Source organism: Stenotrophomonas sp. GD03877 (assembly GCF_029840555.1).
Classification (GTDB): Bacteria; Pseudomonadota; Gammaproteobacteria; order Xanthomonadales; family Xanthomonadaceae; genus Stenotrophomonas; species Stenotrophomonas geniculata.
In genome coordinates this window covers 190,294-210,912 of record NZ_JAOCCT010000001.1, presented here as the reverse complement: position 1 = coordinate 210,912, position 20,619 = coordinate 190,294, and the positions used below count along the sequence as shown (strand labels likewise).

Genomic DNA, 20,619 nt, shown 5'->3' with positions numbered 1-20,619 from the left:
ATCCATGGCGCCAACGGTCCTGCCAACCCACACCACCCCATCCCCGACGGATTTCCGGTGACGGAGGTAGATCCACGCCATGCGTGGGTGAATCTCCATTGAAATCGAATATTTCGACAATTGAACGAAAAGCATCCACGCATGGCGTGGATCCACGTGTCGACCAAGGTCGACACCCACCAACAGCCGCAGAAATCTGTCAGAGGCGGGGCGGTGTCGGAGTGCGGGGTGTCAGCCGCATGGATGCGGCTGCCAAGCCTACATGGACGTACTTGCGGCGTCCCCGCACTCCGACACCGCCCCGCCACAACACGGAAATCGCACTTTGGCAGTTGCTGTTGCTGTTGCCGTTGCTTGAAAGTTTCGGCGGGTGCAGGGCGCAGCCCTGCCGATACCCAACCTACTTGGCAGCAGCGATCTGCTTTTCGATGTCGGCGGCCGTCACCGGGCCGAGGAAGCTGTGCGCCAGCTTGCCCTGCGGGTCCAGCAGGTGCGTCAACGGCAAACCACGCGGCGTGGCGAAATCCGCCGGCGGGTCGAACGGGTCCACGATCACGATCGGATAGGTCACCGGATGCTTGGTCAGGAACGACTGCATCTCCGGCACCTCGATGTCTTCATAGGCCAGGCCGACCACCTCGATGTTGCTGCGCATCGCGTGCAGCGCCGACAGCTCCGGCATTTCCTTGCGGCACGGTGCACACCAGGTCGCCCAGAAATTCACCACCACCCACTTGCCGCGATGCGCGGCCAGGTCGTAGTCGCTGCCATCCACTGCCTTCATCTTCAGCGTCGGGAACTCGGCGGTGGTGCGCTCGGCCGGGGTTTCATCGACCGGTGCCGGAGTGGTCGGCGTCGGCGCCTGTGCCGGTGGCTGGCTGCTGGCGGGGGTCGGCTCCTGGGCCGGCTTGCAGGCCGACAGCGCCAGCAGCAGGGCCAGCGGGAGCAGCAACGGGGTCTTGCGGGTCATGGCATGTCTCCGGAATCGGTGTAGATATCGCTGACCTTGCGCTTGAGGCGTTCGCGCAGGGGCAGCCGCAGATCGTCCAGTGCCGCCAGCGCAGCACGGCCCAGGCTGTCGTCGCGGTAGGGCAGATGCTGCTCGGCTACCGGGATGCGCAGCTGGGTGCATTCGTACAGATCGGCCAGGCTCACCTGGTCCAGGTCGCGCGAGAGCAGCCATTCGCCGCGTTCATCGCGGCGCAACAGGCCGATTTCCTGCAGGTTGCAGGCCAGGTCCTGCAGCAGCGAGTCGGTCAGCATCGGCTCCAGACGCAGGATTTCATCGTCGGCCAGGCCCTTGCCCTTGGCACGTGCATGGTGGAAGCGGCCGAGCAGGCGCAGCAGGCCATAGAACTCGTAGCCCTGCGGCAGGCGCAGTTCCACCGGCTGGTAGCGGAAGGCCGCCATCGACGAGGACAGCGACGCGCCCAGCAGCACCGCCACCCAGCACAGGTAGATCCACAGCAGCAGGATCGGCACGAACGCCACCGTGCCGTAGAGCTTCTGGTAGGACTGGAAACTGCCCAGATAGGCGCCGATGCCCCACTTCACCAGTTCCAGGATCACCGCCGCGAGAATCGCGCCGGGCACCGCGTGCCGCCATTTCACGGTGTGGTGCGGCACCACCCGGAACATCAGCGTGATGCAGACGAACTCGATCAGGATCGGCGCCAGCCGCAGCGCGAACTCGGCCAGCCAACGACCTTCCTGGGTCCCGAACAATGGCATCGCGAACACACGCGCCGACACCGCCAGCGAAGCGGCAGCGAGCATCGCGCCCAACGTCAGCACGGTCCAGTAGACCAGGAAGCGGGTCAGCTTGGGCCGGGTCGAACCGACCCGCCAGATCTGGTTGAAGGTCTCTTCAACGCTGTTGAGGGTGATCAGCAGCGATACCACCAGCGCGATGAAGCCAGCGGCGGTGAGCTGGCCGGCACTGGCCGAGAACTGCCGCAGGTAGCCCTCCGCCGCACGCGCGGCGTTGGGCACGAAGTTGGAGAAGACGTAATCGCTGAGCTGGTCGCTCCAGCGGTCGAAGACAGGGAAGGCCGAGAGCACGCCGAACACCACGATGGCCAGCGGCACCAGCGCGAACACCGTGGTGTACGCCAGCGCCGCCGCTGCCTGGAACAGGCGGTCGTCGAGGAAGCGATGCCACAGGAAGCGGCCGAAACTGATGGCCCGTGCGCGATCCCGCGCGCGCTCCATCCACAGGTTGAGCGTATCCAAAGGTTCCATCGGCGAAAGGGTACCCGATGCGGAATGCTCGCAGGATAGCCATACTGGTGGCCACACGACGAGGAGAAGCGGGCACGATGGGCGAGATTCTGGTGCTGTACTACAGCCGGGGCGGTTCGGTGGCACGGCTGGCGCGCCAGATCGCGCGGGGCATCGGCGAAGTGCCGGGCATGACCGCGCGCCTGCGCACGGTGCCGCCGGTGGCTGCGGTGACCCAGACCGCGCAGCCGCCGGTACCCGACGATGGCGCCCCCTACGTGAGCGTGCAGGACCTGGTCGAGTGCCAGGGCCTGCTGCTCGGCAGTCCCACCCGCTTCGGCAACATGGCAGCCCCGGTGAAGCACTTCCTCGACGGGCTGGGCGCCGAATGGGTCAACGGCACCCTCTCCGGCAAGCCAGCCGGCGTGTTCACCTCCACCGCCTCGATGCATGGCGGGCAGGAATCGACCCTGCTGTCGATGCAGGTGCCGCTGCTGCATCACGGCTGCGTGATCGTCGGCATCCCGTTCACCGAGCCGGCGCTGAGCCACACCACCAGTGGCGGCACGCCCTATGGCGCCAGCCACGTCGCCGGTGCCGCCGACGACCCGCAGCCGACCGACGACGAGGCGGTGTTGGCGCGCGCGCTGGGCCACCGGGTGGCCGACATCGCGCAGCGGCTGGCCCGATGAGCGCCGCGCCGCGCACGGTCCTGCTGCTGGCCCTGATGGGGCTGGCCGCGCTGTTCGCCGGCTGGTTCATCAATGACAAGCACTGGCTGGCCACCCAGCTGGTGTTCACCGCGCCGCCACTGGCACTGGCCATCGCACTGCGCCTGGGCTGGCGCAAGGCCGGTTTCTGGGCCTCGGTGCTGGCCCTGGGCTGGTTCAGCCACGGCGTGATGAGCGCCTGGAGCCACCCGGAGACGCGCTGGCTGGCGCTGATCGAGATCGCGCTGGCCCTGCTGGTGATCTTCAGCACCAGCCTGCCAGGGCTGCGCGCCCGCTTCGGCAAGCGACGCTGACGCTGCGCCCGCCGGGCCGTATCATCTGTGTTCCTGGCCCCGCGCCGCTGCACCTGTCCTGGTTTCGCGCATGCACATGATGGAAGAGCTCCTGGTCGTCACCACCGGTGGCACGATCGACAAGATCTACTTCGACGACAAGTCGGACTACCAGATCGGCGACCCCCAGATCGGCATGATCCTGCGCGAGCTGGGCGTGACGTTCCGCTTCAACGTGATTCCGATCCTGCGCAAGGATTCGCTGCACATCAACGATGAAGACCGCGAACTGATCCGCGCCACCATCGCCGCGCAGCCGACCCGGCACGTGCTGGTGACCCACGGCACCGATTCGATGGTGCAGACCGGCAAGGTGCTGGCGACGATCCCGGACAAGACCATCGTGATGACCGGCGCGCTGAGCCCGGCGCGTTTCCGCGGTTCGGATGCGGAGTTCAACATCGGCTGCGCGATCGGTGCGGTGCAGTCGTTGCCGAGCGGCGTGTACATCGCGATGAACGGGCGGATTTTCGACCCGCAGCACGTGCGCAAGAACGTGGCCGCGAACCGCTTCGAATCGGTTTGAGGAACGGCGTGCCGACCAGGGTCGGCACCCACCACGACGCGGCGGCACGCACACCGCGCGGCCCCATGCAAAAACGCCCCGGCCTAAGCCGGGGCGTGCCCATGGAGAGGGGCTTGGGCTCAGTACTGGGCGTTGAGGGTCAGGCCCGAGAAGGTGCTGTACGCCTTCACCCGCACATACCAGGTGCCGGCGGCGGGGCTGTTGACGGTGCAGGTTTCAGCATTGCCGCTCAGGTACGGACGGCAGGTGTACACCGTGTCGGTCGGGGCACTGCCCTGGCGCAGATACAGGTCGGCGTCACCGCTGCCGCCACTGATCGCCACGCGCAGCTGGGTGCTGCCGGCCGGAACGTTCACGGTGTAACTCAGCGAAGCGCCGCTGGCAGCGCCCAGGCCGGTCACCGGAACGTTGTTCTGCAGCACGTTGCCACCCGGGTTCGGGCCGCCGCCGTTGATCGCTGCAGCGACCGCCGCGTCGGCGTCGATGATGCCGGCGCCGCAGCCACCCGAGCAGGCGCCCGGCAGCGGGCGTGCGGTGCTCTTGATGATGCTCTCCACCTGCGCCGGGCTCAGCGGGCTCGGGGCTACGGATTGCATCAGCGCGACCACGCCGGCCACATGCGGTGCTGCCATCGAGGTGCCGTTGTACGAAGCGTAGCTGGCACTGCCCGGGGTGGTGGTGCCGCTGTTGAGGGTGGACAGGATGCCCTGGCCCGGTGCCGAGATATCGATGCCGTTGCCATAGTTGGAGAAGCTGGCACGCGCACCGGCCGAGGTGGTGGCCGCCACCGCGATCACGTTCGGGCAGTTGGCCGGCACCGACGAGGACACGTTGGTGTTGCTGTTGCCGGCGGCGACCACCACGGTGGTGCCACGGCCGACAGCGCCATTGATCGCGTTCTGGTAGGTGGTCGAGCAGCTGCCACCGCCGCCCAGCGAGAGGTTGATGACCTCGGCCGGATTGGCATTGGCCGGCACGCCGCTGACGCTGCCGCCGGAGGCCCACACAATCGCGTCGGCGATGTCAGAGGTGTAACCGCCGCATTTGCCGAGCACGCGCACCGGCACGACCTTGGCGTTGAATGCGGTACCTGCCACGCCGGTGCTGTTGTTGGTCACCGCCGCCACCGTACCGGCCACGTGGGTACCGTGCCAGCTGGAGTTCGAGCCCGGGTAGCCCGCCTGGCACTCGTTGTCGCCGTACCAGTCGCCCTCATCGTTCGGGTTGTTGTCGCGGCCGTTGCCGTCGCGCGCCATCGCCGCGTCGCTGATGAAGTCGTAGCCCGGCAGGATGTTGGCATTGAGGTCGGCATGGTTGGTGATGCCGGTGTCGATCACCGCCACGACCACACCGGTGCCGGTGGCCTTGTCCCAGGCCGGCCGGATGTTGATGCCGGCATTGGAGGTGCCGAAGCCCCATTGCTCGCTGAAGCGGGTGTCGTTCGGGGTCAGCGTGGCACGCATGATCTGGTCGACTTCAACGTATTCCACGTTCGGGTCGGCGGCCAACTTGCGCATCAGCTGCTCGGATTCGGCCTGGTCGAGCGGACGATCGGTCTTGACCAGGGTCGGGCCGACGGCCAGCTTGCGGACCTGCTGCAGGCCCAGCGCGCGGCCCTGGCTGCTGGCCAGGCCGGCGGCGGCACTCTTCAGTGAAGAGGCCAGTGCGGTGGTGTTGGCCACCGGCGCGCTGCCGTCGCGGTACTTCACGATGAAACGCTGGTGGGTCTGCGCGGACTGCAGGCCGCTGAGCTGGACATCACCGGCCAGCGCAGGCGTGGCCAGCAGCAGCGATGACAGGACGGACGCACCAAGGACCACCCACACTCGACGCACACGCGGTTGCGTTACCTGGGACATCGTATTTCCCTTTCTTGTGGTGTGAATGCCGGAATCGGCAGAAGCACCGGCCCGAACCCTGGGCTGGCTTGCATTGGCGAGGTTCGAAGTCCGGCGAGCCAGCGGATCCCCCTTCCGATCCGCCGTGCAGATGACGCTAAAGACCAAAACCGGACACCACAAGATTTTCAGCGTCTTTTCAGCAAGATGAAATGTTCGTTCTGAGACTTCCCGGGTCGAGGGTTTGTGAAGGTGAAGGAACTTTCTCGTGCCCTGCACGCACCTGACTGGGTCATCACATGTCCTGCAATGACTTTGCCGACATCGGCGTCCACTGCTGTCACCAACGACCGCGGAGCGCCTGCCCGCCGCGTCGGACGCGCTGACTACTTTGCCTGCGGAACGCGCGCCGGCCGGATGCGCTGCCCTTTGACCGGCTCGCCGCGTGCAACCGGCTGGCCATCGGCCACGTAACCGGAGAACTGTGCCGGCAACGCTTCGCCGACACCGAACACGGGCCCGGCCTGCAGCTGGTAGTGCAGGTGCGGCTCGGAGGAGTTGCCGCTGTTGCCACAGTCACCGAGGTGCGCGCCGCTGCGGACAACCTGTCCCTGCGCGACGCGCACACTGCCCTGGCGCAGGTGCGCCAGCACCGAGTACTCCTCATTGCCGTGGTCGAGGATGACGCGGTTGCCGGTGAGCTGGGCGGCATTCATCTGGCCCGGCACGTTGTCGGCCACACCCTCGATCACTTCCACCACCGTGCCATCGGCTGGCGCGAGGATCGGGCGACCGAAGCAGTAGTAGTCATCGTTGCGCAGCCCATCGCCACGGTGCGAGCGGCCATCGCGGAGCACCAGCAGATCCAGCGCGAAGCGCTGGCCGGCATGGGCCGCATGGTAGTTCTGTTCGACAGTACGCCCGCCCCAGAACACGAAGTACTCATCGTCGAACGGCAGTTGCAGCCGTGTGCGGGTCTGGTAGTCGAGGAACCCGCTCGCCGCTGCCTGCGGCGGTGCGGTCTGTAGCGGGCGGATGTAGAAGCCGCCGATCCGCCCTTCGGCATCGATGGCCCACAGCACCTGGATGATGGCCGGGCTCCTGGCGAAGCGCGCCTGTCGCAGATAGGTGTCGAATCCATCAACCTTCTCGACCTTCTCACTGACCAGCTCGGTTTCTGCGCCCCAGCCCGCCAGCACCTGCTCGCGCAGCGCCACCAGGCTCTGCGGGGACTGCAGCCCCGCCTGCATCTGCGGCGTCATCCGTTCCCACAGTGCGTCGACGTGCCCTTCGTAGAACTGCGTGGTCAGCGTGGCGCCTTGTTGGCGCGGATCTGTGGCCGCAGCCGCACTGGTGAGAGCAGAGAAGGAAACAACCAGAACTGCAAACAGGCGCGGAAGCAATGTCATGTCAGGGGTCCTTTCGATCCGGATCGGGAAGGCCGGCAACGATGGCCGCCAGCTGCGTGCGGTACTCGGCCAGGGCAGTGCGGCCCCTCGGCGTCAACTGCAAGGTGGTCAGTGGGCGCTTGCCGCGGAACGACTTGTCGATGGCAACCAGACCTGCCGCTTCAAGCTTGCTCAGATGGCTGGAGAGGTTGCCCTTGCTCAACCCGCTGAGATGCTCGACAAATCCGAACTCGGCGGATTCGGCACCTGCCAGGATCGACAGGATCAGCAGGCGCGCCGGCTCGTGGATCAAGCGGTCGAGCTGGAGCAGAGCTCTGGAATCAGGCAGCTGGGTCATTCGACGTTCGTCCGCGCCGCCATGAACGCGCGCATCTCCACCTGCAGCCGCTGGAAGCGCTGGTGGTCACGCCAGCCGACCACGATCAGTGCGATGGATGCCAAGGGGAACACCGCGGTGCTCGGGCCGAAGCCGTACGCCTGCCCGGTGAAGGCCAGCGCGGCCTGGCACAGCAGGAACACGCCCACGATGAACTCCAGCGGTGTCCGCAGCCAGCGCCACACCACCCAGGGCAACAATGCCACCACGACCAGGTAGCCAATGGCGCGCAGGTCCCAGGCGCGTTCGCCCATCGGTACCAGCCGGGTCAGCACGCTGCCGATCACCAGCACGCTTACCAGCGCGGTGAAGGCGATGAAGAAGCGCTGGAAATTGCGTTCGACCGGCGTGACCTGCTCTTCGACCTGGCCCAGCCGCTGGTAGTAGCGGCGTGCCATCCATTGCTTGCCGACGATCCACAGCACCGGCACGGCAATCAGCAGGATGCGCAGCGCCAGGGTGGTCGGCAACAGAGCGCCAGCAAGAAACGAGGCCAGGCAGGCGATGCCGCCTGCCATCGCCGACAGGCCCCCGGCACTTCGCGAATACCGCGAGTACTCACGGGTCAGCGCCTGCAGGCGCGAGGAAGGATCAATGACGGACGGCTGCTGCATGACACGCTCCATCGGGGTCGCTTGAATTTAGTTTGCATTGCAAACCTATTTGCGTCAAGCAATCGTCTGCTGCGGCCTGGCGGGCGGGCCCACAACGCAGAAAGCCCGTCACTGGGACGGGCTTTCCAGAGGCGCAGTCGAGCATGGCTCGACGCTACGGTTCGGTGTGGGTGATCAGCCCAGCTTGACCAGCCAGTTGTGGCGGTCCGGCAGGCGGCCGTACTGGATGTCGGTCAGTTCCTTGCGCAGCGACATGGTCACTTCGCCGGCCGGGGCGTTGATGTCCCCCACCGAGAAGCCCTCGCCCTTCAGCTGGCCGATCGGGGTGACCACCGCCGCGGTGCCGCAGGCGAACACTTCGGCGATCTCGCCGGAGGCAACGCCGTCCTTCCACTCGTCGATGCTGACCTTGCGCTCTTCGACCTTCATGCCGCGGTCGCGGGCCAGCTGCAGGATGCTCTCGCGGGTAATGCCCTCAAGGATGCTGCCCGAGAGCTGCGGGGTAAACAGCGTGCCGTCCTTGTAGACCAGGAACACGTTCATGCCGCCCAGTTCTTCCAGGTACTTGCCTTCCACCGGGTCGAGGAACAACACCTGCGAGCAGCCCTGTGCCTGCGCCTTCTGCTGCGGCAGCAGCGAAGCCGCGTAGTTGCCGCCGCACTTGGCGGCGCCGGTGCCGCCCTTGGCTGCACGCGCGTATTCGGTGGACAGCCAGATCGACACCGGGGCGACGCCCTTGGCGAAGTAAGGGCCAGCCGGGCTGGCGATGACGTAGTAGCCGGCCTTGTGCGCGCCACGCACGCCGAGGAAGGCTTCGTCGCCGATCATGAACGGACGGAAGTACAGGCTCGACTCATCGGCCGACGGCACCCAGGCGCTGTCGACGGCGATCAGCTGCTTCAGCGATTCGACGAAGATTTCCACCGGCAGTTCCGGCAGCGCCAGGCGCTGCGCCGAACGCTGCAGGCGACGGCCGTTGGCATCCGGGCGGAAGGTCCAGATCGAACCGTCGGCATGGCGGTAGGCCTTGATGCCTTCGAAGATTTCCTGGCCGTAATGCAGCACGGCTGCAGCCGGGTCCAGCTGCAGCGGGCCGTAGGCGCGCACGTTGGCGTTGTGCCAGCCGGTGTCCTTGTCCCAGCGCACTTCCACCATGTGGTCGGTGAAGTGCAGGCCGAAGCCCGGCTTCTCCAGGATCTGGGCGCGCTCTTCAGCGCTGCGCGGGTGGTCCGAACGGGTGACGGCGAAGCTGGGAATGGACTGGGACACCGGAGATTTCCTGTTCTGGTTGCGGGTAATGCCGGGCCCGCGTCACTGCGGGCCGTGGGTCAAAGCATGCCGGTCTCGAGCCGGGCCGCCTCGGACATCATGTGCTGGTTCCACGGCGGGTCGAATACCAGGTCGACGTCGGCCTCGGCCACCGTCGGGATCATTTCGAGCTTGCTGCGCACGTCGTCGACCAGGATCTCGCCCATGCCGCAGCCCGGTGCGGTCAGGGTCATCTTCACATCGATCTCGCGCTTGCCTTCGTCCAGGTGCTTGATCTCGACTTCGTAGACCAGGCCCAGTTCGACGATGTTCACCGGAATTTCCGGGTCGAAGCAGGTGCGCAGCTGCTGCCACACCAGCTGTTCCACCTGTTCATCCGTGGCATCGGCGGGCAGCTCCAGCGGTGCCGGCGCCTCCTTGCCGATGGCGTCGCCGTCCTTGCCAGCGATGCGGAACAGGTTGCCCTCGACAAACACCGAATAACTGCCACCCAACGCCTGGGTGATGTACCCATAGCTGCCGGCAGGCAGGGTCACGGTATCGCCCTGCGGGACCATCACGGCCTCGCAATCGCGTTCGAAGTGGACAGGTTCGCTGCTACGGGAATACATGGGGACCGATATGGGGCCGTGGCCGGGGCCACGCAAGACGGCATTCTAGCCCAGCCGCCCTGCGGCCGCCGGTGCACTGCGGCAAACCACAGTATCCTGTGGGTGATCTTCAGGGAGCTTCGATGTCCTCCAATGCCGCGCGTGCCAGGACCGTGACCTGGCTCTGGCCCATCATGCTGTTGCTGGGTCTGGTTGTTGCTCCCCTTGCCTGGATGGTGCTGGCGCTGATGACCGGCCGGCAGGTCGGCTGGATGGCGGTACTGACCGCCCTGGAACTGGTGTTCATGCTGCGCATGGGTACGCTGGGCCCGGGCCGGTTGCGCATCGCGCTGGTCGTACTGGGCACGCTGCTGGTGGCCGCCGTGGCCAACTGGGCCATCGCCAGCGCCTGGATGGGCGGCTCGATCGGGCTGGATCTGTGGGACGCCACGATGCGGATGGGCCCGCACCTGGCCTGGACCCTGATCACCCTCGCCAATGGCGCAATGGAATGGCTGTGGCTGGCCCTGGGCGTGGCCGTGGGCGCCTGGCTGGCGCGCTGACCGCGCAGATTCACGCCACGCGTGGATGAGGGTAGCGCCGGGCCATGCCCGGCGAGCGCAGCGGTCCGCACGAAACGCCGCCGGGCATGGCCCGGCGCTACCGGTACGGCCTCAATGCCCGCCGTCGAGCGCCTTCAGTTCGCTCACCAGCGAGGCTGCCGCTTCCGCACCGTCGCCGTACAGCATGCGGGTGTTGTCGGCGTAGAACAGCGCATTCTCGATGCCGGCAAAGCCGGTGCCCTTGCCACGCTTGATCACCACCACGTTGCGCGCGTTGACCACGTCCAGCACGGGCATGCCGTAGATCGGGCTGGCCGGGTCGGTGCGCGCCACCGGATTGACCACGTCGTTGGCACCGATCACCAGCACCACGTCGGTGTTGGCGAACTCCGGGTTGATGTCGTCCATGTCGGCGATCAGGTCGTAGGGCACGCCTGCCTCGGCCAGCAGCACGTTCATGTGCCCGGGCATGCGCCCCGCCACCGGATGGATCGCGAACTTCACCTTGACCCCGCGCTGGCCCAGCCGCTGCGCCAGTTCCCAGATCTTGTGCTGCGCCTGCGCTACCGCCATGCCGTAGCCTGGCACGATCACCACGCGTTCGGCGTAGGCCATCATCGCCGCGACATCCGACGCTTCAATCGGCTTCTGCGCACCCGTGATCGCCTGCGCTTCCCCGCCGGCACCGCCGCCGAAGTTGGAGAACAACACGTTGCGGATCGGCCGGTTCATCGCCTTGGCCATCAGCCGGGTCAGCAGGATGCCCGCCGCGCCGACCATCATGCCGGCGATGATCAATGCCTCATTGCCCAGCACGTAGCCTTCGAACGACACCGCCAGGCCGGTGAAGGCGTTGTACAGCGAGATCACCACCGGCATGTCGGCGCCGCCGATCGGCAGCGTCATCAGCACGCCCAGTGCCAGCGCCAGCACGAAGAAGGCGACGATCGCCCAGGTGTGGAGCGTGCTCGCGGCGATGATCGCCAGCACCACCACCGCCAGTGCCACCAGCAGGTTCATCACCTGCTGGCCGGGCCAGGTCACGCGCTTGTCCAGGCGCCCATCCAGCTTGGCCCAGGCGATCACCGAGCCGGACAGCGACACCGCACCGATGGCCGCGCCGACCACCGCCAGCAGCAGCACCATGCCCGACGGCTGCCGTGCGGCCAGGTCGGCCAGCGCCTGCGCGCTCCAGTGGCTGGTATCGCGGTTGGCCAGGAAGGCGTAGCGCAGCAGTTCCACTGCACCGACCGCCGCCGCCGAGCCACCGCCCATGCCGTTGTACAGCGCCACCATCTGCGGCATGTCGGTGATGGCAACCTTGCCGGCCGACCACCAGGCCAGGCCCGCGCCGAGCAGCAGCGCCACCAGGATCAGCGCCACGTTGTGCAGTTCGGGCAGGAAGAACGTCGCCACCGTGGCCAGCAGCATGCCCAGCCCGGCCCAGCGGATGCCGCTGCGCGCAGTCAGCGGCGAGGCCATGCGCTGCAGGCCCAGCAGGAACAGCGTGGCGGCGACGAGGTAGCTGGCCTTGACCAGCCAATCGAGCAGTTCGACGGTGCTGATGTTCAAGCCTGCGGCTCCTTCGGCTCGTCCTTGCCGCCCTTGGGCGCGCTCGGCTTGAACATTTCCAGCATGCGTGCGGTGACCACGTAGCCACCGGCAGCGTTGCCGGCACCGAGCACCACGGCGAGGAAGCTCAGGGCTTTCTCCAGCGGTGTCTGCGCGTGCCCCAGCACCACCATCGCACCGATCAGCACGATGCCGTGGATGAAGTTGGAGCCCGACATCAGCGGGGTATGCAGGATCACCGGCACCCGCGAAATGATCACGTGGCCGGCGATGGCTGCCAGCATGAAGATGTACAGCGCTACGAACCCGTCACTCACTGGCAACGCTCCTGCTCTGTCTTCGTCGTCCCATCATAACCACGGGCTGAACCCGGTGCGCGCCCGGCGTCAACCGAAGCCGCGCTCACGCGTTGTCGATGGTGACCCCGAGTGAGGAACCGTACCCTGTGCTGGTGAGCAGCCCCGTTCCCCCGAGCGCCGAGACCGATGCCCTGCCGGCGTCGCTGGAAGCGTTCCTGGCCAGCGTTGGCCCGCGTGCGTTCCGCTTCGCCGAGGCTGGCCTGCGCCAGCGCGAAGACGCCATGGACGCGGTGCAGGACGCGCTGCTGCGCATGCTGGACTACGCCGACAAGCCGGCGGCCGAATGGGCGCCGCTGTTCTGGAGCATCCTGCGCCGGCGCGTGATCGACGTGCAGCGCCGGCGCCGCTTCCGCCTGCCATTCTGGCGCGACAACCAGGACGCGGAAGGCAGCGAGATCGATTGGGCCGATCCCGGCCCGGACCCGGCACAGGCGCATGAACAGCGCCAGCAGTACCAGCAGCTGGTGGACGCGTTGCGCCGCCTGCCCGCCCGCCAGCGCGAAGCCTTCACCCTGCGCGTGCTGCAGGACCTGGACGGGGCCACCACCGCCCGCGCCATGGGCTGCAGCGAAGGCGCGGTAAAAACCCATCTGGCACGCGCCCGCCAGGCGCTGCAGGATTACCTGGAGATCCACCCGTGAACCGCTCCCTGCCTTCCGATGACACCCTGCGCAGCCTGCACGCACAGTCGCTGCACGCGCTGTCGCCGGCAACGCTGGCCCGGCTGCGCCAGGCTCGCCACGGCGCCACGGCCACCCATCGCGGGCGCTGGCGCTGGTGGCTGGCCAGTGCCTGTTCGCTGGTGGTGGCACTGGGTATCGGCCTGCAGTTCAGCGGCCATGGCACGCTGACGGGCTCTGCGCCGGCACCTGTGCTTGCCTCGGTGGAAGACAACAGCGCGCTCTACGACGAAAATCCCGATCTGTACCTGTGGCTGGGCGATACCGACCTGGCGATGGAGTGAACCATGCCCCGATTCAATCTCCTGCCGCTGCTGCTGACCTTGTCGCTGCTGCCGGCCCTCCCGGCACTGGCGCAGAGCGCCGCGCCCGCCCCTGCCGCACGCCCCGCGCCGCTGCCGGCTTGGGAACAGTTGAGTGAAGCACAGCGGGAATCCCTGCTGGCACCGCTGCGCGACCGCTGGAACAGCGCCGATGCCGGCCAGCGCCAGCGCATGCTCTCGCATGGCCAGCGCTGGCAGTCGATGAGCCCTGAGGAACGCGACAAGGCCCGACGTGGCCTGCGCCGCTTCGAGCACATGAGCCCGGAACAGCGTGAGCAGGCCCGGGCCCTGTTCGGCCAGATGCGGGATCTGCCGCCCGCGCAGCGCGACGCACTGCGCGAGCGCTGGTCGCAGATGACGCCGGAACAACGCAAGGACTGGGTGCGCGAGAACCCGCCGCCGGCGAAGCCGCGGTAACGCCTCCGCTTCGGTAGCGCCGGGCCATGCCCGGCGGATTTCCGCATACCGCTGCGCTCGCCGGGCATGGCCCGGCGCTACCGACTCACGCCTGCCAGCGCGTCTTCGCCAGCAGCTCGTCGTCCCAGTCGAAACCGAGCTGGCCTTCGCGCACGAACAGCGCGACGAAGTTGAGCAGGTTGCGCGCATACATCTCGCTGGCCTGCGTTGCACCGCGGCTGGCCAGGCCCAGCGGGCCATCGATGGTCACGCCCCGATGCTCGATGCACTGCCCCGGCTGGGTCAGTGCGCAGTTGCCGCCGCTCTCCGCCGCCAGATCCACGATCACGCTGCCGGTGGCCATGCCTTCCACCATTGCGGCAGTCACGATCGTCGGCGCCGGTCGCCCCGGTACCGCAGCGGTGCAGATCACCACATCCACACCACGCAGGTGGTCGGCCAGGCGGCGCTGCTGCTCGGCACGCTCTTCATCGGTCAACGCGCGCGCGTAACCGCCCTCGCCCGCCGCGCTCACCCCGAGGTCGAGAAAGCGCGCGCCCAGCGACTGGATCTGCTCGCGGGTTTCCGGGCGCACGTCGAAGCCTTCCACCTGCGCACCAAGACGCCGGGCAGTGGCAATGGCCTGCAGGCCCGCCACGCCCGCACCGATCACCAGCACCTTGGCCGGTCGCACGGTGCCGGCAGCAGTGGTCAGCATCGGGAAGAAACGGGGCGCGCGTTCGGCCGCGATCAGCGCCGCCTTGTAGCCGGCCATGCCGGCCTGCGAACTGAGCACGTCCATCGCCTGCGCGCGGGTGGTGCGCGGCAGCTGCTGCAGCGGGAACAGCTGCAGGCGGTCGCCAGCGGCCAATGCCGCAAGCGCCGGATCACTGGCCGGGGCCAGCAGGCCAACCACGCTGGCAGCGGGCTTGAGCTGCTCCAGGACCAACGCCGGCGGCGCCTGCACGCACAGCAGGATATCGATCTCGCCCCAACGGCCCGCGTCGAACACACGTGCGCCGGCATCGTCATAGGCCGCATCGGTGAAGCCTGCGGCCAAGCCGGCGCCGGCCTCGTACCAGACGGTAATGCCGAGGGCACCGAGCTTGCGCGCGGTTTCCGGCGTCAACGCCACGCGCCGTTCGCCCGGCGCGGTCTCCTTGATCCCCAGCAACGCCACGGCCATGCAGGTCCCCGCTGATCGGTGAGTTTTCCCGATCCTAGCAGGCAGCCACCGCTCAGTGCAGGGTGGCGCTGCCTGGGTCCAGCCGATCGATCACGCCCTGCATCGCGCTGTCGAAGGCGCCATCGTCGACGTGGGCGCGCAGCCGGCCCAGCCGCACCATCACCGCCAGTTCCTCCGGCGAGGCCACGCAGAAGCGCACGCCGCGGCGGTTGACGAACAGCAGGCGCGAGGAGATCGGGCTGACCCAGGACAGCTTGCCGGCCTGCACCTTGCCGTCCTTGTCGACGAAGTCCAGCCAGTTGCCGATTTCCATGCGGCGGAAGCGGTCGGCGTCGGCGTTGTCGAAATCGTCGGCGTCGATCTGCCCGCCCAGCTCGACCGCGGGCGATTCAGCCACCGGCGGCGCCGGCAAGGCAACCTGCGGCAGTTCCGGCAGCGCGCGCTGCAGTTCCGGGCGCGATTCAGCAATGCCCTGCAGGGTGTCATGCAAGGCGTCGATGGCACCGGTGGCGGCATCGCCGTGCACGCCGACACTGGCAAATACCTTGGCCAGCACCGGCTGCCAGGCCTGCAGCCACGGCTTGCCGACGATCTGGCGGCGGGCCTCGGCCACTTCCTCCAGCAGGCCGTCAGCCAGGCTCAGTGCCTCGGCCACCGACGCGCCCTCCTCGCCCTCGCGCAGCAGCGCCAGGGTCAGGTGGTGCTGCCACGGCTGGCGCAGGAACTCGGCGATGGCCGGCGGCAGGGTGGCATCGCCGATGCGGCGGTCCAGTTCGGCACCGGCACGGCTGCGGGCCATTTCCAGCTTTTCCTGGCCGCGCTGCGTTTCGGCGGCGCGACGCTCGGCGATTTCCACGCGGCGGCGATGCTGCACGAGGAACTCGCGGAATTCTTCTTCCAGGGTCAGGAAGATCGCCAGGTTCTCGTTGAACTCGGCCACCAGCCGTTCGATGATCTCCTCGACCTTGGCCATCAGCATGCGCTCGGCCTGGCTTTCGCCGGTATTGCCTTCGCAGGCTTCGGCCAGCGAGTTGAGCAGCTTGCGTGCCGGGTGGGTCTTCTGCACGAACATGCGGCGGTCGAGCATCGCCACCTTGACGAAGGGCACCACCAGGCGGCCGATCAACTCGCGTGAGCGGCCTTCCAGCTCGCGTTCGTCCAGCATCACGTCGAACAGCATGCCGACCAGATCAATCGCATCCTCGTCCTGCGGGTCCAGCCGGGTCTGGCCGGGATCGACGCCAAGACGGGTGGCGCTGGACAGCACTTCACTCTTCAATCGCTGCGCCAACGATTCGCCGTCCTCGCCGATGGCCGCACGCAGCGTCGCACTGGGCGTGGCCTGCAGCAGCGACAGCACCGACATCATCTCGCGCTGGCTCAACGGGCGGTGCTGGCCAACCGCGACCTGCGCGGCCGAGGTGGCGTCCTCGCGAACGTGGCGGGTCTGCTGCAGCAGCTCATGCAGGGCCTCCAGCAACATCCCCTGCTGGCCGGCATACGCCTCGCCGCTGCCGGCATCCTCGCCCCCGAGGTGCTGCTGCATGTGGCCACGGCGCTCGGACCAGCGCGCGGCGAACCGCTGCGCCCAGGCTGGCGCGGCCTGTTCATCATCGCTGAATTCGGATTCGAAGCCCGCCGCGTGGCGCGGCTCGACCAGATCGTCCGCCCCCGGCGCCATGCGCGGGTCGGGCGCGGCCGACAGCGGACGCCGCGGCGCCCCCATCTGCGACATCACGCCAGCGGCGGCCAGCTGCTCGTCCAGCTTCTCGTAGATGCGGCCCACCGGCGCGCGCAGGTCGCGTTCGCACAGCTTGATCAGCACCAGGTGCACTTCCGGCGCCAGCTCGCAGCCGGCAAAGGCCTCATGGATGGCCACACCCAGGTGCTCGGGGCTGACCGGATTGTGGTCGGCATCCAGCTCGGCGCCGCCGATCAAGCGGCCCAGGCGCCGGTCCAGCCGCGCCAGCGCCGGCTTGAAGTCGCGCAGCAGCACGGTGGCGAAATTGCGCACCGCCAGCCGCGACTCCAGTACATGTTCAGCCAGCAGGCTCAGGCCATCCTCGGCCGGTCCGGACAGGGTGGCTTCGGCCGACAGCGGCTCGCCACTGGCCAGTGCATCCCAGGCCCGCTGCAGGTGGCCGGCAAAGGCGGCGGCGATGTCCTCACGGCGGCGGCGCAGCTCGCGCATCGCATCCAGGAACAGCAGCTGCGACGAGCCTGCATTGCCGGCCCGGTCGAACAGTGCATCGTCGAAACGCGCCAGTGCGGCCCCGAAAGCCTGGCACAGCGCCGGCAGGACCATGTCCCGGGCACGCTGAAGCTGGACCGGGTCACGGCCCGGCGATCCCATCGGTGTGGGCGCGCTCATCATTCGGGAAGGCTCCCCACCTTCTCTGATACGACAGACAGCATGGACATCGCGACGACCGGCACACCCCATGTACCGGTACGTCGATGGTAGGCCGGCCAGCCCGTCACGGACAGTGAAACAGTCCTCACTTCAAACCTCATGACCGGCGGCCCGGCAAGATAGATATCGTAAGCCGTGCGAGGCCCACGAGGCGAGAGGAAGCGGTCGTCCCTTTCCCGCCAGTGGCATGATGTTCATCACAGTTTGATATTCAGGGGCGAGACGCGACACAGACGGCGTCATTGACCACCCCGACTATAATCAAACACCCGTGATGACCGGTTCAGATTCCATGCCCGACCCCGCTGCCCTGCTTGCCCTGGATGCCCGCCGCTCGGTGCCCTTGCGGCAACTGGGCGAGCCCGGACCGGATCCGGCCACCCTGCAGCGCATGCTGGCCTCGGCCGTGCGCGTGCCCGACCACGGCAAGCGCGTACCGTTCCGCTTCCTGAAAATCGCCGGCGATGCACGTCACACTCTGGGCGACTTCCTGGCCGAGCGCAGCCGCCAGCGCGACCCGCATGCCGGTGAGGCGGTATTCGAAAAGGACCGCCAGCGTTTCAGCCATGCGCCGCTGGTGATCGTGGTGGTGGCCAGTCCGCGTCCGGACCCGAAAGTGCCCGAACAGGAACAGCTGATGACCGCCGGCTGCGTCTGCTTCGCCCTGCTGCAGGCCGCGCAGGCGCTGGGCTTCGGTGCGCAGTGGCTGACCGCATGGATGGCCTTCGACCCGGCCGTGCAGGCCTATCTGGGGCTGTCCGAGGGCGAAGGCATCGCCGGTTTCATCCATATCGGCACGCCGAAGGCCGCCGTCCCCGAACGCGAGCGCCCCGATCCGGCGGCCCTGCTGCGTGACTGGACGCCGCCAGCATGAGCCTGCCGGCAGCGCCGCCCTCGCTGTACCTGGTCGACGCCAGCATCTACGTGTTCCGCGCCTGGCACTCGCTGCCGGACCAGTTCCAGGACGCGCAGGGCTGGCCGACCAACGCGGTGCACGGCTTCGCCCGCTTCCTGCTGGACCTGCTCGAGCGCGAGCGCCCGCGGCACATCGCCATCGCCTTCGACGAAGCACTGGACAGTGGCTTCCGCCACCGCCTGTATCCGGCCTACAAGGCCAACCGCGACCCGGCGCCGGAGGCGCTCAAGCGCCAGTTCGTGCACTGCAAGGCGCTGTGCGCGGCGTTGGGCCTTGCAGTGCTGGCCCACCACGAATACGAGGCCGATGACCTGATCGGCAGCGCGCTGCACGTCCACCGTGGCAGCCACCGCGGGGTGATCATTTCCGCCGACAAGGACCTCTCGCAGCTGCTGCTGGATCACGACGAGCAGTGGGACTACGCACGCAACCAGCGCTGGGACGTGGCCGGGGTGAAGGCACGGCACGGCGTGCACGCTCACCAGATTGCCGACTACCTGGCACTGTGCGGCGATGCGGTGGACAACATTCCCGGCGTCAGTGGTGTCGGCAGCAAGTCCGCCGCCGTGCTGCTGGCCCATTTCGGCAGCATGGATGCGCTGTACGAACGCCTGGACGAAGTGCCGTTCCTGCGCCTGCGCGGTGCCGCGCAGATGGCCGTGCGCCTGCGCGAACAGCGCGAGCACGCCCTGCTCTGGCGCCAGCTGACCACCATCGCGCTGGACGCACCTCTGGAAGGCAGCCAGCCCGGCCTGCTGCGCCAGGCGGCCGACCCGGAGCTGCTCGGTGGCCTGTGCCAGGCCCTGCGCTTCGGCCCGATGACCCGCCGTCGGCTGTTCGATGCCGCCGGCGTACCCGACATTCTTCCCACCCACAGCGAGCCCGCATGAGCCAGCGCAACACCGAAGCCCCGCGTGTCGTCTATGAAGGCAAGTACCAGCGCATGCTGGTGCGCGGCACCTGGGAGTACAGCGAACGCACCCATGCCGGCGGCCTGGCAGCGATCATCATCGCCGTCACCCCCGAGGACAAAGTGCTGTTCGTCGAGCAGTTCCGCGTGCCGCTGCAGGCCCCCACCATCGAGATGCCGGCCGGCCTGGTCGGCGACATCCACGCCGGCGAATCAATCGAAGTTTCGGCCGTTCGCGAGCTGGAAGAAGAAACCGGCTGGACCGCCGACCACGCCGAAGTGCTGATGATCGGCCCGACATCTTCCGGCGCCAGCAGCGAGAAGATCGCCTTCGTGCGCGCTACCGGCCTGCGCCGGATCGGCGAAGGCGGCGGCGATGACAGCGAGGACATCACCGTGCACGAGATTCCGCGCAGTGAGGCTGCGGCCTGGCTGGTACAGAAGATGGGCGAAGGCTACGAGCTGGACGCCAAGCTCTGGGCCGGGCTGTGGATGATCGAGCATCACCTGGACGGACGCCCGCGTGGCTGACGCCGACCTGCATGCGCTGCCGGCGCTGCTGGGCGCCGATGATCCGGCAATCTACGCGATCCACCGGGCGCAGGGCGCGTCGCCGTACCTGCTGCTGGCCGACCACGCCGGCCAGCAGGTGCCGCGAGCATTGGAAGGCCTTGGCCTGGCGCAGGCCGAGCTGGACCGCCATATCGGCTGGGACATCGGCATTGCCGGCACCACCCGCGCACTGGCCGAACGGCTGGACGCCTGGGCGATCGAACAGACCTATTCGCGCCTGCTGATCGACTGCAACCGTCCGCTGGCCTCGCCGACGCTGATTCCGGAAGTGAGCGACCACACCGTGGTGCCGGGCAATGCCGGGTTGTCGGCGGCGCAGCGGCAGCAGCGTATCGATGCGATCCATGCGCCCTACCATGCGCGCATCGACGCCGAGCTTGATGCACGCCGTGATGCCGGCCGCCCCACGCTGCTGGTGATGATGCACAGCTTCACCCCGGCGATGAACGGCGCGCAGCGGCCGTGGCATGCTGGCGTGCTGTACCACCAGGACACGCGCTTTGCCCATGCCCTGCTGCAGGCACTACGCGACGAAGGCGACCTGGTGGTGGGTGACAACGAACCGTATTCGGTCAGCAGTACCAGCGACTACGCGGTGCCGGTGCATGGCGAAGGCCGTGGGCTGGTACACGTGGAACTGGAAATCCGCCAGGACCTGATTGCCGATGTGGCCGGGCAGCAGGCGTGGGCGGAGCGGCTGGCGCGGATCTTCAACGCGTTGCAGCCGCAGTTGCTGGCGTTCGATTGAACGTCATCCACCCGACCGAAGCTCGGTAGCGCCGGGCCACGCCCGGCGAGCCGCATCGCGGCGGCGCAACGGAAT

23 protein-coding genes are annotated in these 20,619 nt (G+C 67.8%); 11 read left to right on the top strand and 12 right to left on the bottom strand.

From position 1 onward, the window contains the following. Positions 1 to 400: 400 nt before the first annotated feature. Complete coding sequence (locus tag N5D20_RS00920; RefSeq protein WP_019338136.1) at positions 401 to 970, bottom strand: TlpA disulfide reductase family protein; 570 nt, start codon at positions 968 to 970, stop codon at positions 401 to 403. Then, positions 967 to 2,241: a YihY family inner membrane protein gene (locus N5D20_RS00915; protein WP_019338135.1), complete on the bottom strand. Its 1,275-nt coding sequence runs from the start codon at positions 2,239 to 2,241 to the stop codon at positions 967 to 969. Before N5D20_RS00915 ends, N5D20_RS00920 begins: the two co-directional genes overlap by 4 nt. 77 nt (positions 2,242 to 2,318) lie before the next feature. Here N5D20_RS00915 and wrbA point away from each other — a divergent pair, with 77 nt between their 5' ends. From wrbA to N5D20_RS00900, 3 genes are all read left to right on the top strand, one after another. After that, on the top strand, positions 2,319 to 2,912 hold the full coding sequence (gene wrbA / locus N5D20_RS00910; RefSeq protein ID WP_010481764.1) for an NAD(P)H:quinone oxidoreductase: 594 nt from the start codon (positions 2,319 to 2,321) through the stop codon (positions 2,910 to 2,912). After that, positions 2,909 to 3,244 carry a DUF2069 domain-containing protein gene (locus tag N5D20_RS00905; RefSeq protein ID WP_043398172.1) on the top strand — a complete coding sequence of 112 codons (336 nt, stop codon included), beginning with the start codon at positions 2,909 to 2,911 and terminating at the stop codon, positions 3,242 to 3,244. Before wrbA ends, N5D20_RS00905 begins: the two co-directional genes overlap by 4 nt. Before the next feature lie 79 nt (positions 3,245 to 3,323). After that, positions 3,324 to 3,809, top strand: a complete 486-nt coding sequence (locus N5D20_RS00900) for an asparaginase domain-containing protein (protein WP_010481766.1) — start codon at positions 3,324 to 3,326, stop codon at positions 3,807 to 3,809. A gap of 119 nt (positions 3,810 to 3,928) precedes the next feature. On the opposite strand, the gene N5D20_RS00895 is transcribed toward N5D20_RS00900, so the two are convergent. From N5D20_RS00895 to sufT, 6 genes are all read right to left on the bottom strand, one after another. Next, on the bottom strand, positions 3,929 to 5,668 hold the full coding sequence (locus N5D20_RS00895) for a S8 family peptidase (RefSeq protein ID WP_029379778.1): 1,740 nt from the start codon (positions 5,666 to 5,668) through the stop codon (positions 3,929 to 3,931). A 365-nt stretch (positions 5,669 to 6,033) separates the two neighbouring features. Next, complete coding sequence (locus N5D20_RS00890; protein WP_010481769.1) at positions 6,034 to 7,056, bottom strand: M23 family metallopeptidase; 1,023 nt, start codon at positions 7,054 to 7,056, stop codon at positions 6,034 to 6,036. Position 7,057: 1 nt separating this feature from the next. Next, positions 7,058 to 7,393, bottom strand: a complete 336-nt coding sequence (locus tag N5D20_RS00885; protein ID WP_010481771.1) for a transcriptional regulator — start codon at positions 7,391 to 7,393, stop codon at positions 7,058 to 7,060. Continuing rightward, positions 7,390 to 8,046, bottom strand: a complete 657-nt coding sequence (locus tag N5D20_RS00880; protein WP_049408966.1) for a hypothetical protein — start codon at positions 8,044 to 8,046, stop codon at positions 7,390 to 7,392. Before N5D20_RS00880 ends, N5D20_RS00885 begins: the two co-directional genes overlap by 4 nt. 174 nt (positions 8,047 to 8,220) lie before the next feature. Continuing rightward, positions 8,221 to 9,315: a branched-chain amino acid aminotransferase gene (locus N5D20_RS00875; RefSeq protein ID WP_279914948.1), complete on the bottom strand. Its 1,095-nt coding sequence runs from the start codon at positions 9,313 to 9,315 to the stop codon at positions 8,221 to 8,223. Positions 9,316 to 9,374: 59 nt separating this feature from the next. Continuing rightward, positions 9,375 to 9,926, bottom strand: coding sequence for a putative Fe-S cluster assembly protein SufT (gene sufT / locus N5D20_RS00870; protein ID WP_005415385.1), 552 nt, complete (start codon positions 9,924 to 9,926; stop codon positions 9,375 to 9,377). 122 nt (positions 9,927 to 10,048) lie between these two features. Between sufT and N5D20_RS00865 the strand changes: the two genes are divergently transcribed. Further along, positions 10,049 to 10,468, top strand: a complete 420-nt coding sequence (locus N5D20_RS00865) for a hypothetical protein (RefSeq protein ID WP_010481778.1) — start codon at positions 10,049 to 10,051, stop codon at positions 10,466 to 10,468. A gap of 111 nt (positions 10,469 to 10,579) precedes the next feature. Here N5D20_RS00865 and N5D20_RS00860 read toward each other — a convergent pair whose 3' ends face one another. Together N5D20_RS00860 and N5D20_RS00855 are read right to left on the bottom strand one after the other, a co-directional pair. Next, positions 10,580 to 12,040, bottom strand: coding sequence for an NAD(P)(+) transhydrogenase (Re/Si-specific) subunit beta (locus N5D20_RS00860; protein WP_010481779.1), 1,461 nt, complete (start codon positions 12,038 to 12,040; stop codon positions 10,580 to 10,582). Next, positions 12,037 to 12,357 (bottom strand): NAD(P) transhydrogenase subunit alpha, encoded by a 321-nt coding sequence (locus tag N5D20_RS00855; protein WP_010481781.1) that lies wholly within the window; start codon positions 12,355 to 12,357, stop codon positions 12,037 to 12,039. Before N5D20_RS00855 ends, N5D20_RS00860 begins: the two co-directional genes overlap by 4 nt. 98 nt (positions 12,358 to 12,455) lie before the next feature. On the opposite strand from N5D20_RS00855, the gene N5D20_RS00850 reads away from it, so the two are divergent. Genes N5D20_RS00850 through N5D20_RS00840 form a run of 3 tightly spaced genes read left to right on the top strand, consistent with a single transcriptional unit; the run spans position 12,456 to position 13,819 of the window. Continuing rightward, complete coding sequence (locus N5D20_RS00850; RefSeq protein ID WP_029379779.1) at positions 12,456 to 13,040, top strand: RNA polymerase sigma factor; 585 nt, start codon at positions 12,456 to 12,458, stop codon at positions 13,038 to 13,040. After that, positions 13,037 to 13,363: a hypothetical protein gene (locus N5D20_RS00845; protein WP_010481783.1), complete on the top strand. Its 327-nt coding sequence runs from the start codon at positions 13,037 to 13,039 to the stop codon at positions 13,361 to 13,363. Before N5D20_RS00850 ends, N5D20_RS00845 begins: the two co-directional genes overlap by 4 nt. Before the next feature lie 3 nt (positions 13,364 to 13,366). After that, positions 13,367 to 13,819, top strand: a complete 453-nt coding sequence (locus N5D20_RS00840; protein ID WP_010481784.1) for a DUF3106 domain-containing protein — start codon at positions 13,367 to 13,369, stop codon at positions 13,817 to 13,819. A gap of 85 nt (positions 13,820 to 13,904) precedes the next feature. On the opposite strand, the gene N5D20_RS00835 is transcribed toward N5D20_RS00840, so the two are convergent. Both N5D20_RS00835 and N5D20_RS00830 read right to left on the bottom strand, forming a co-directional pair. Then, a complete protein-coding gene (locus tag N5D20_RS00835; RefSeq protein WP_010481785.1) occupies positions 13,905 to 14,984 on the bottom strand; it encodes an NAD(P) transhydrogenase subunit alpha in 1,080 nt (359 codons plus the stop codon). Between the two features lie 52 nt (positions 14,985 to 15,036). Next, on the bottom strand, positions 15,037 to 17,358 hold the full coding sequence (locus tag N5D20_RS00830; protein WP_279915057.1) for a DUF1631 domain-containing protein: 2,322 nt from the start codon (positions 17,356 to 17,358) through the stop codon (positions 15,037 to 15,039). 331 nt (positions 17,359 to 17,689) lie between these two features. Between N5D20_RS00830 and N5D20_RS00825 the strand changes: the two genes are divergently transcribed. The 4 genes from N5D20_RS00825 to N5D20_RS00810 are packed head-to-tail and all read left to right on the top strand — an operon-like array spanning position 17,690 to position 20,544. Next, positions 17,690 to 18,271 carry a nitroreductase gene (locus N5D20_RS00825; RefSeq protein WP_279915056.1) on the top strand — a complete coding sequence of 194 codons (582 nt, stop codon included), beginning with the start codon at positions 17,690 to 17,692 and terminating at the stop codon, positions 18,269 to 18,271. Further along, positions 18,268 to 19,203, top strand: a complete 936-nt coding sequence (locus N5D20_RS00820; protein ID WP_019338109.1) for a 5'-3' exonuclease H3TH domain-containing protein — start codon at positions 18,268 to 18,270, stop codon at positions 19,201 to 19,203. The genes N5D20_RS00825 and N5D20_RS00820 overlap by 4 nt, the downstream gene beginning before the upstream one ends. Next, the gene (locus N5D20_RS00815) at positions 19,200 to 19,754 is read left to right on the top strand and encodes an NUDIX hydrolase (RefSeq protein ID WP_010481791.1); all 555 of its coding nucleotides are present in this window, start codon (positions 19,200 to 19,202) and stop codon (positions 19,752 to 19,754) included. Before N5D20_RS00820 ends, N5D20_RS00815 begins: the two co-directional genes overlap by 4 nt. Next, entirely contained in the window at positions 19,747 to 20,544 is a 798-nt protein-coding gene (locus N5D20_RS00810) for an N-formylglutamate amidohydrolase (RefSeq protein WP_279915055.1), read from the top strand. The genes N5D20_RS00815 and N5D20_RS00810 overlap by 8 nt, the downstream gene beginning before the upstream one ends. Positions 20,545 to 20,619 lie beyond the last annotated feature (75 nt).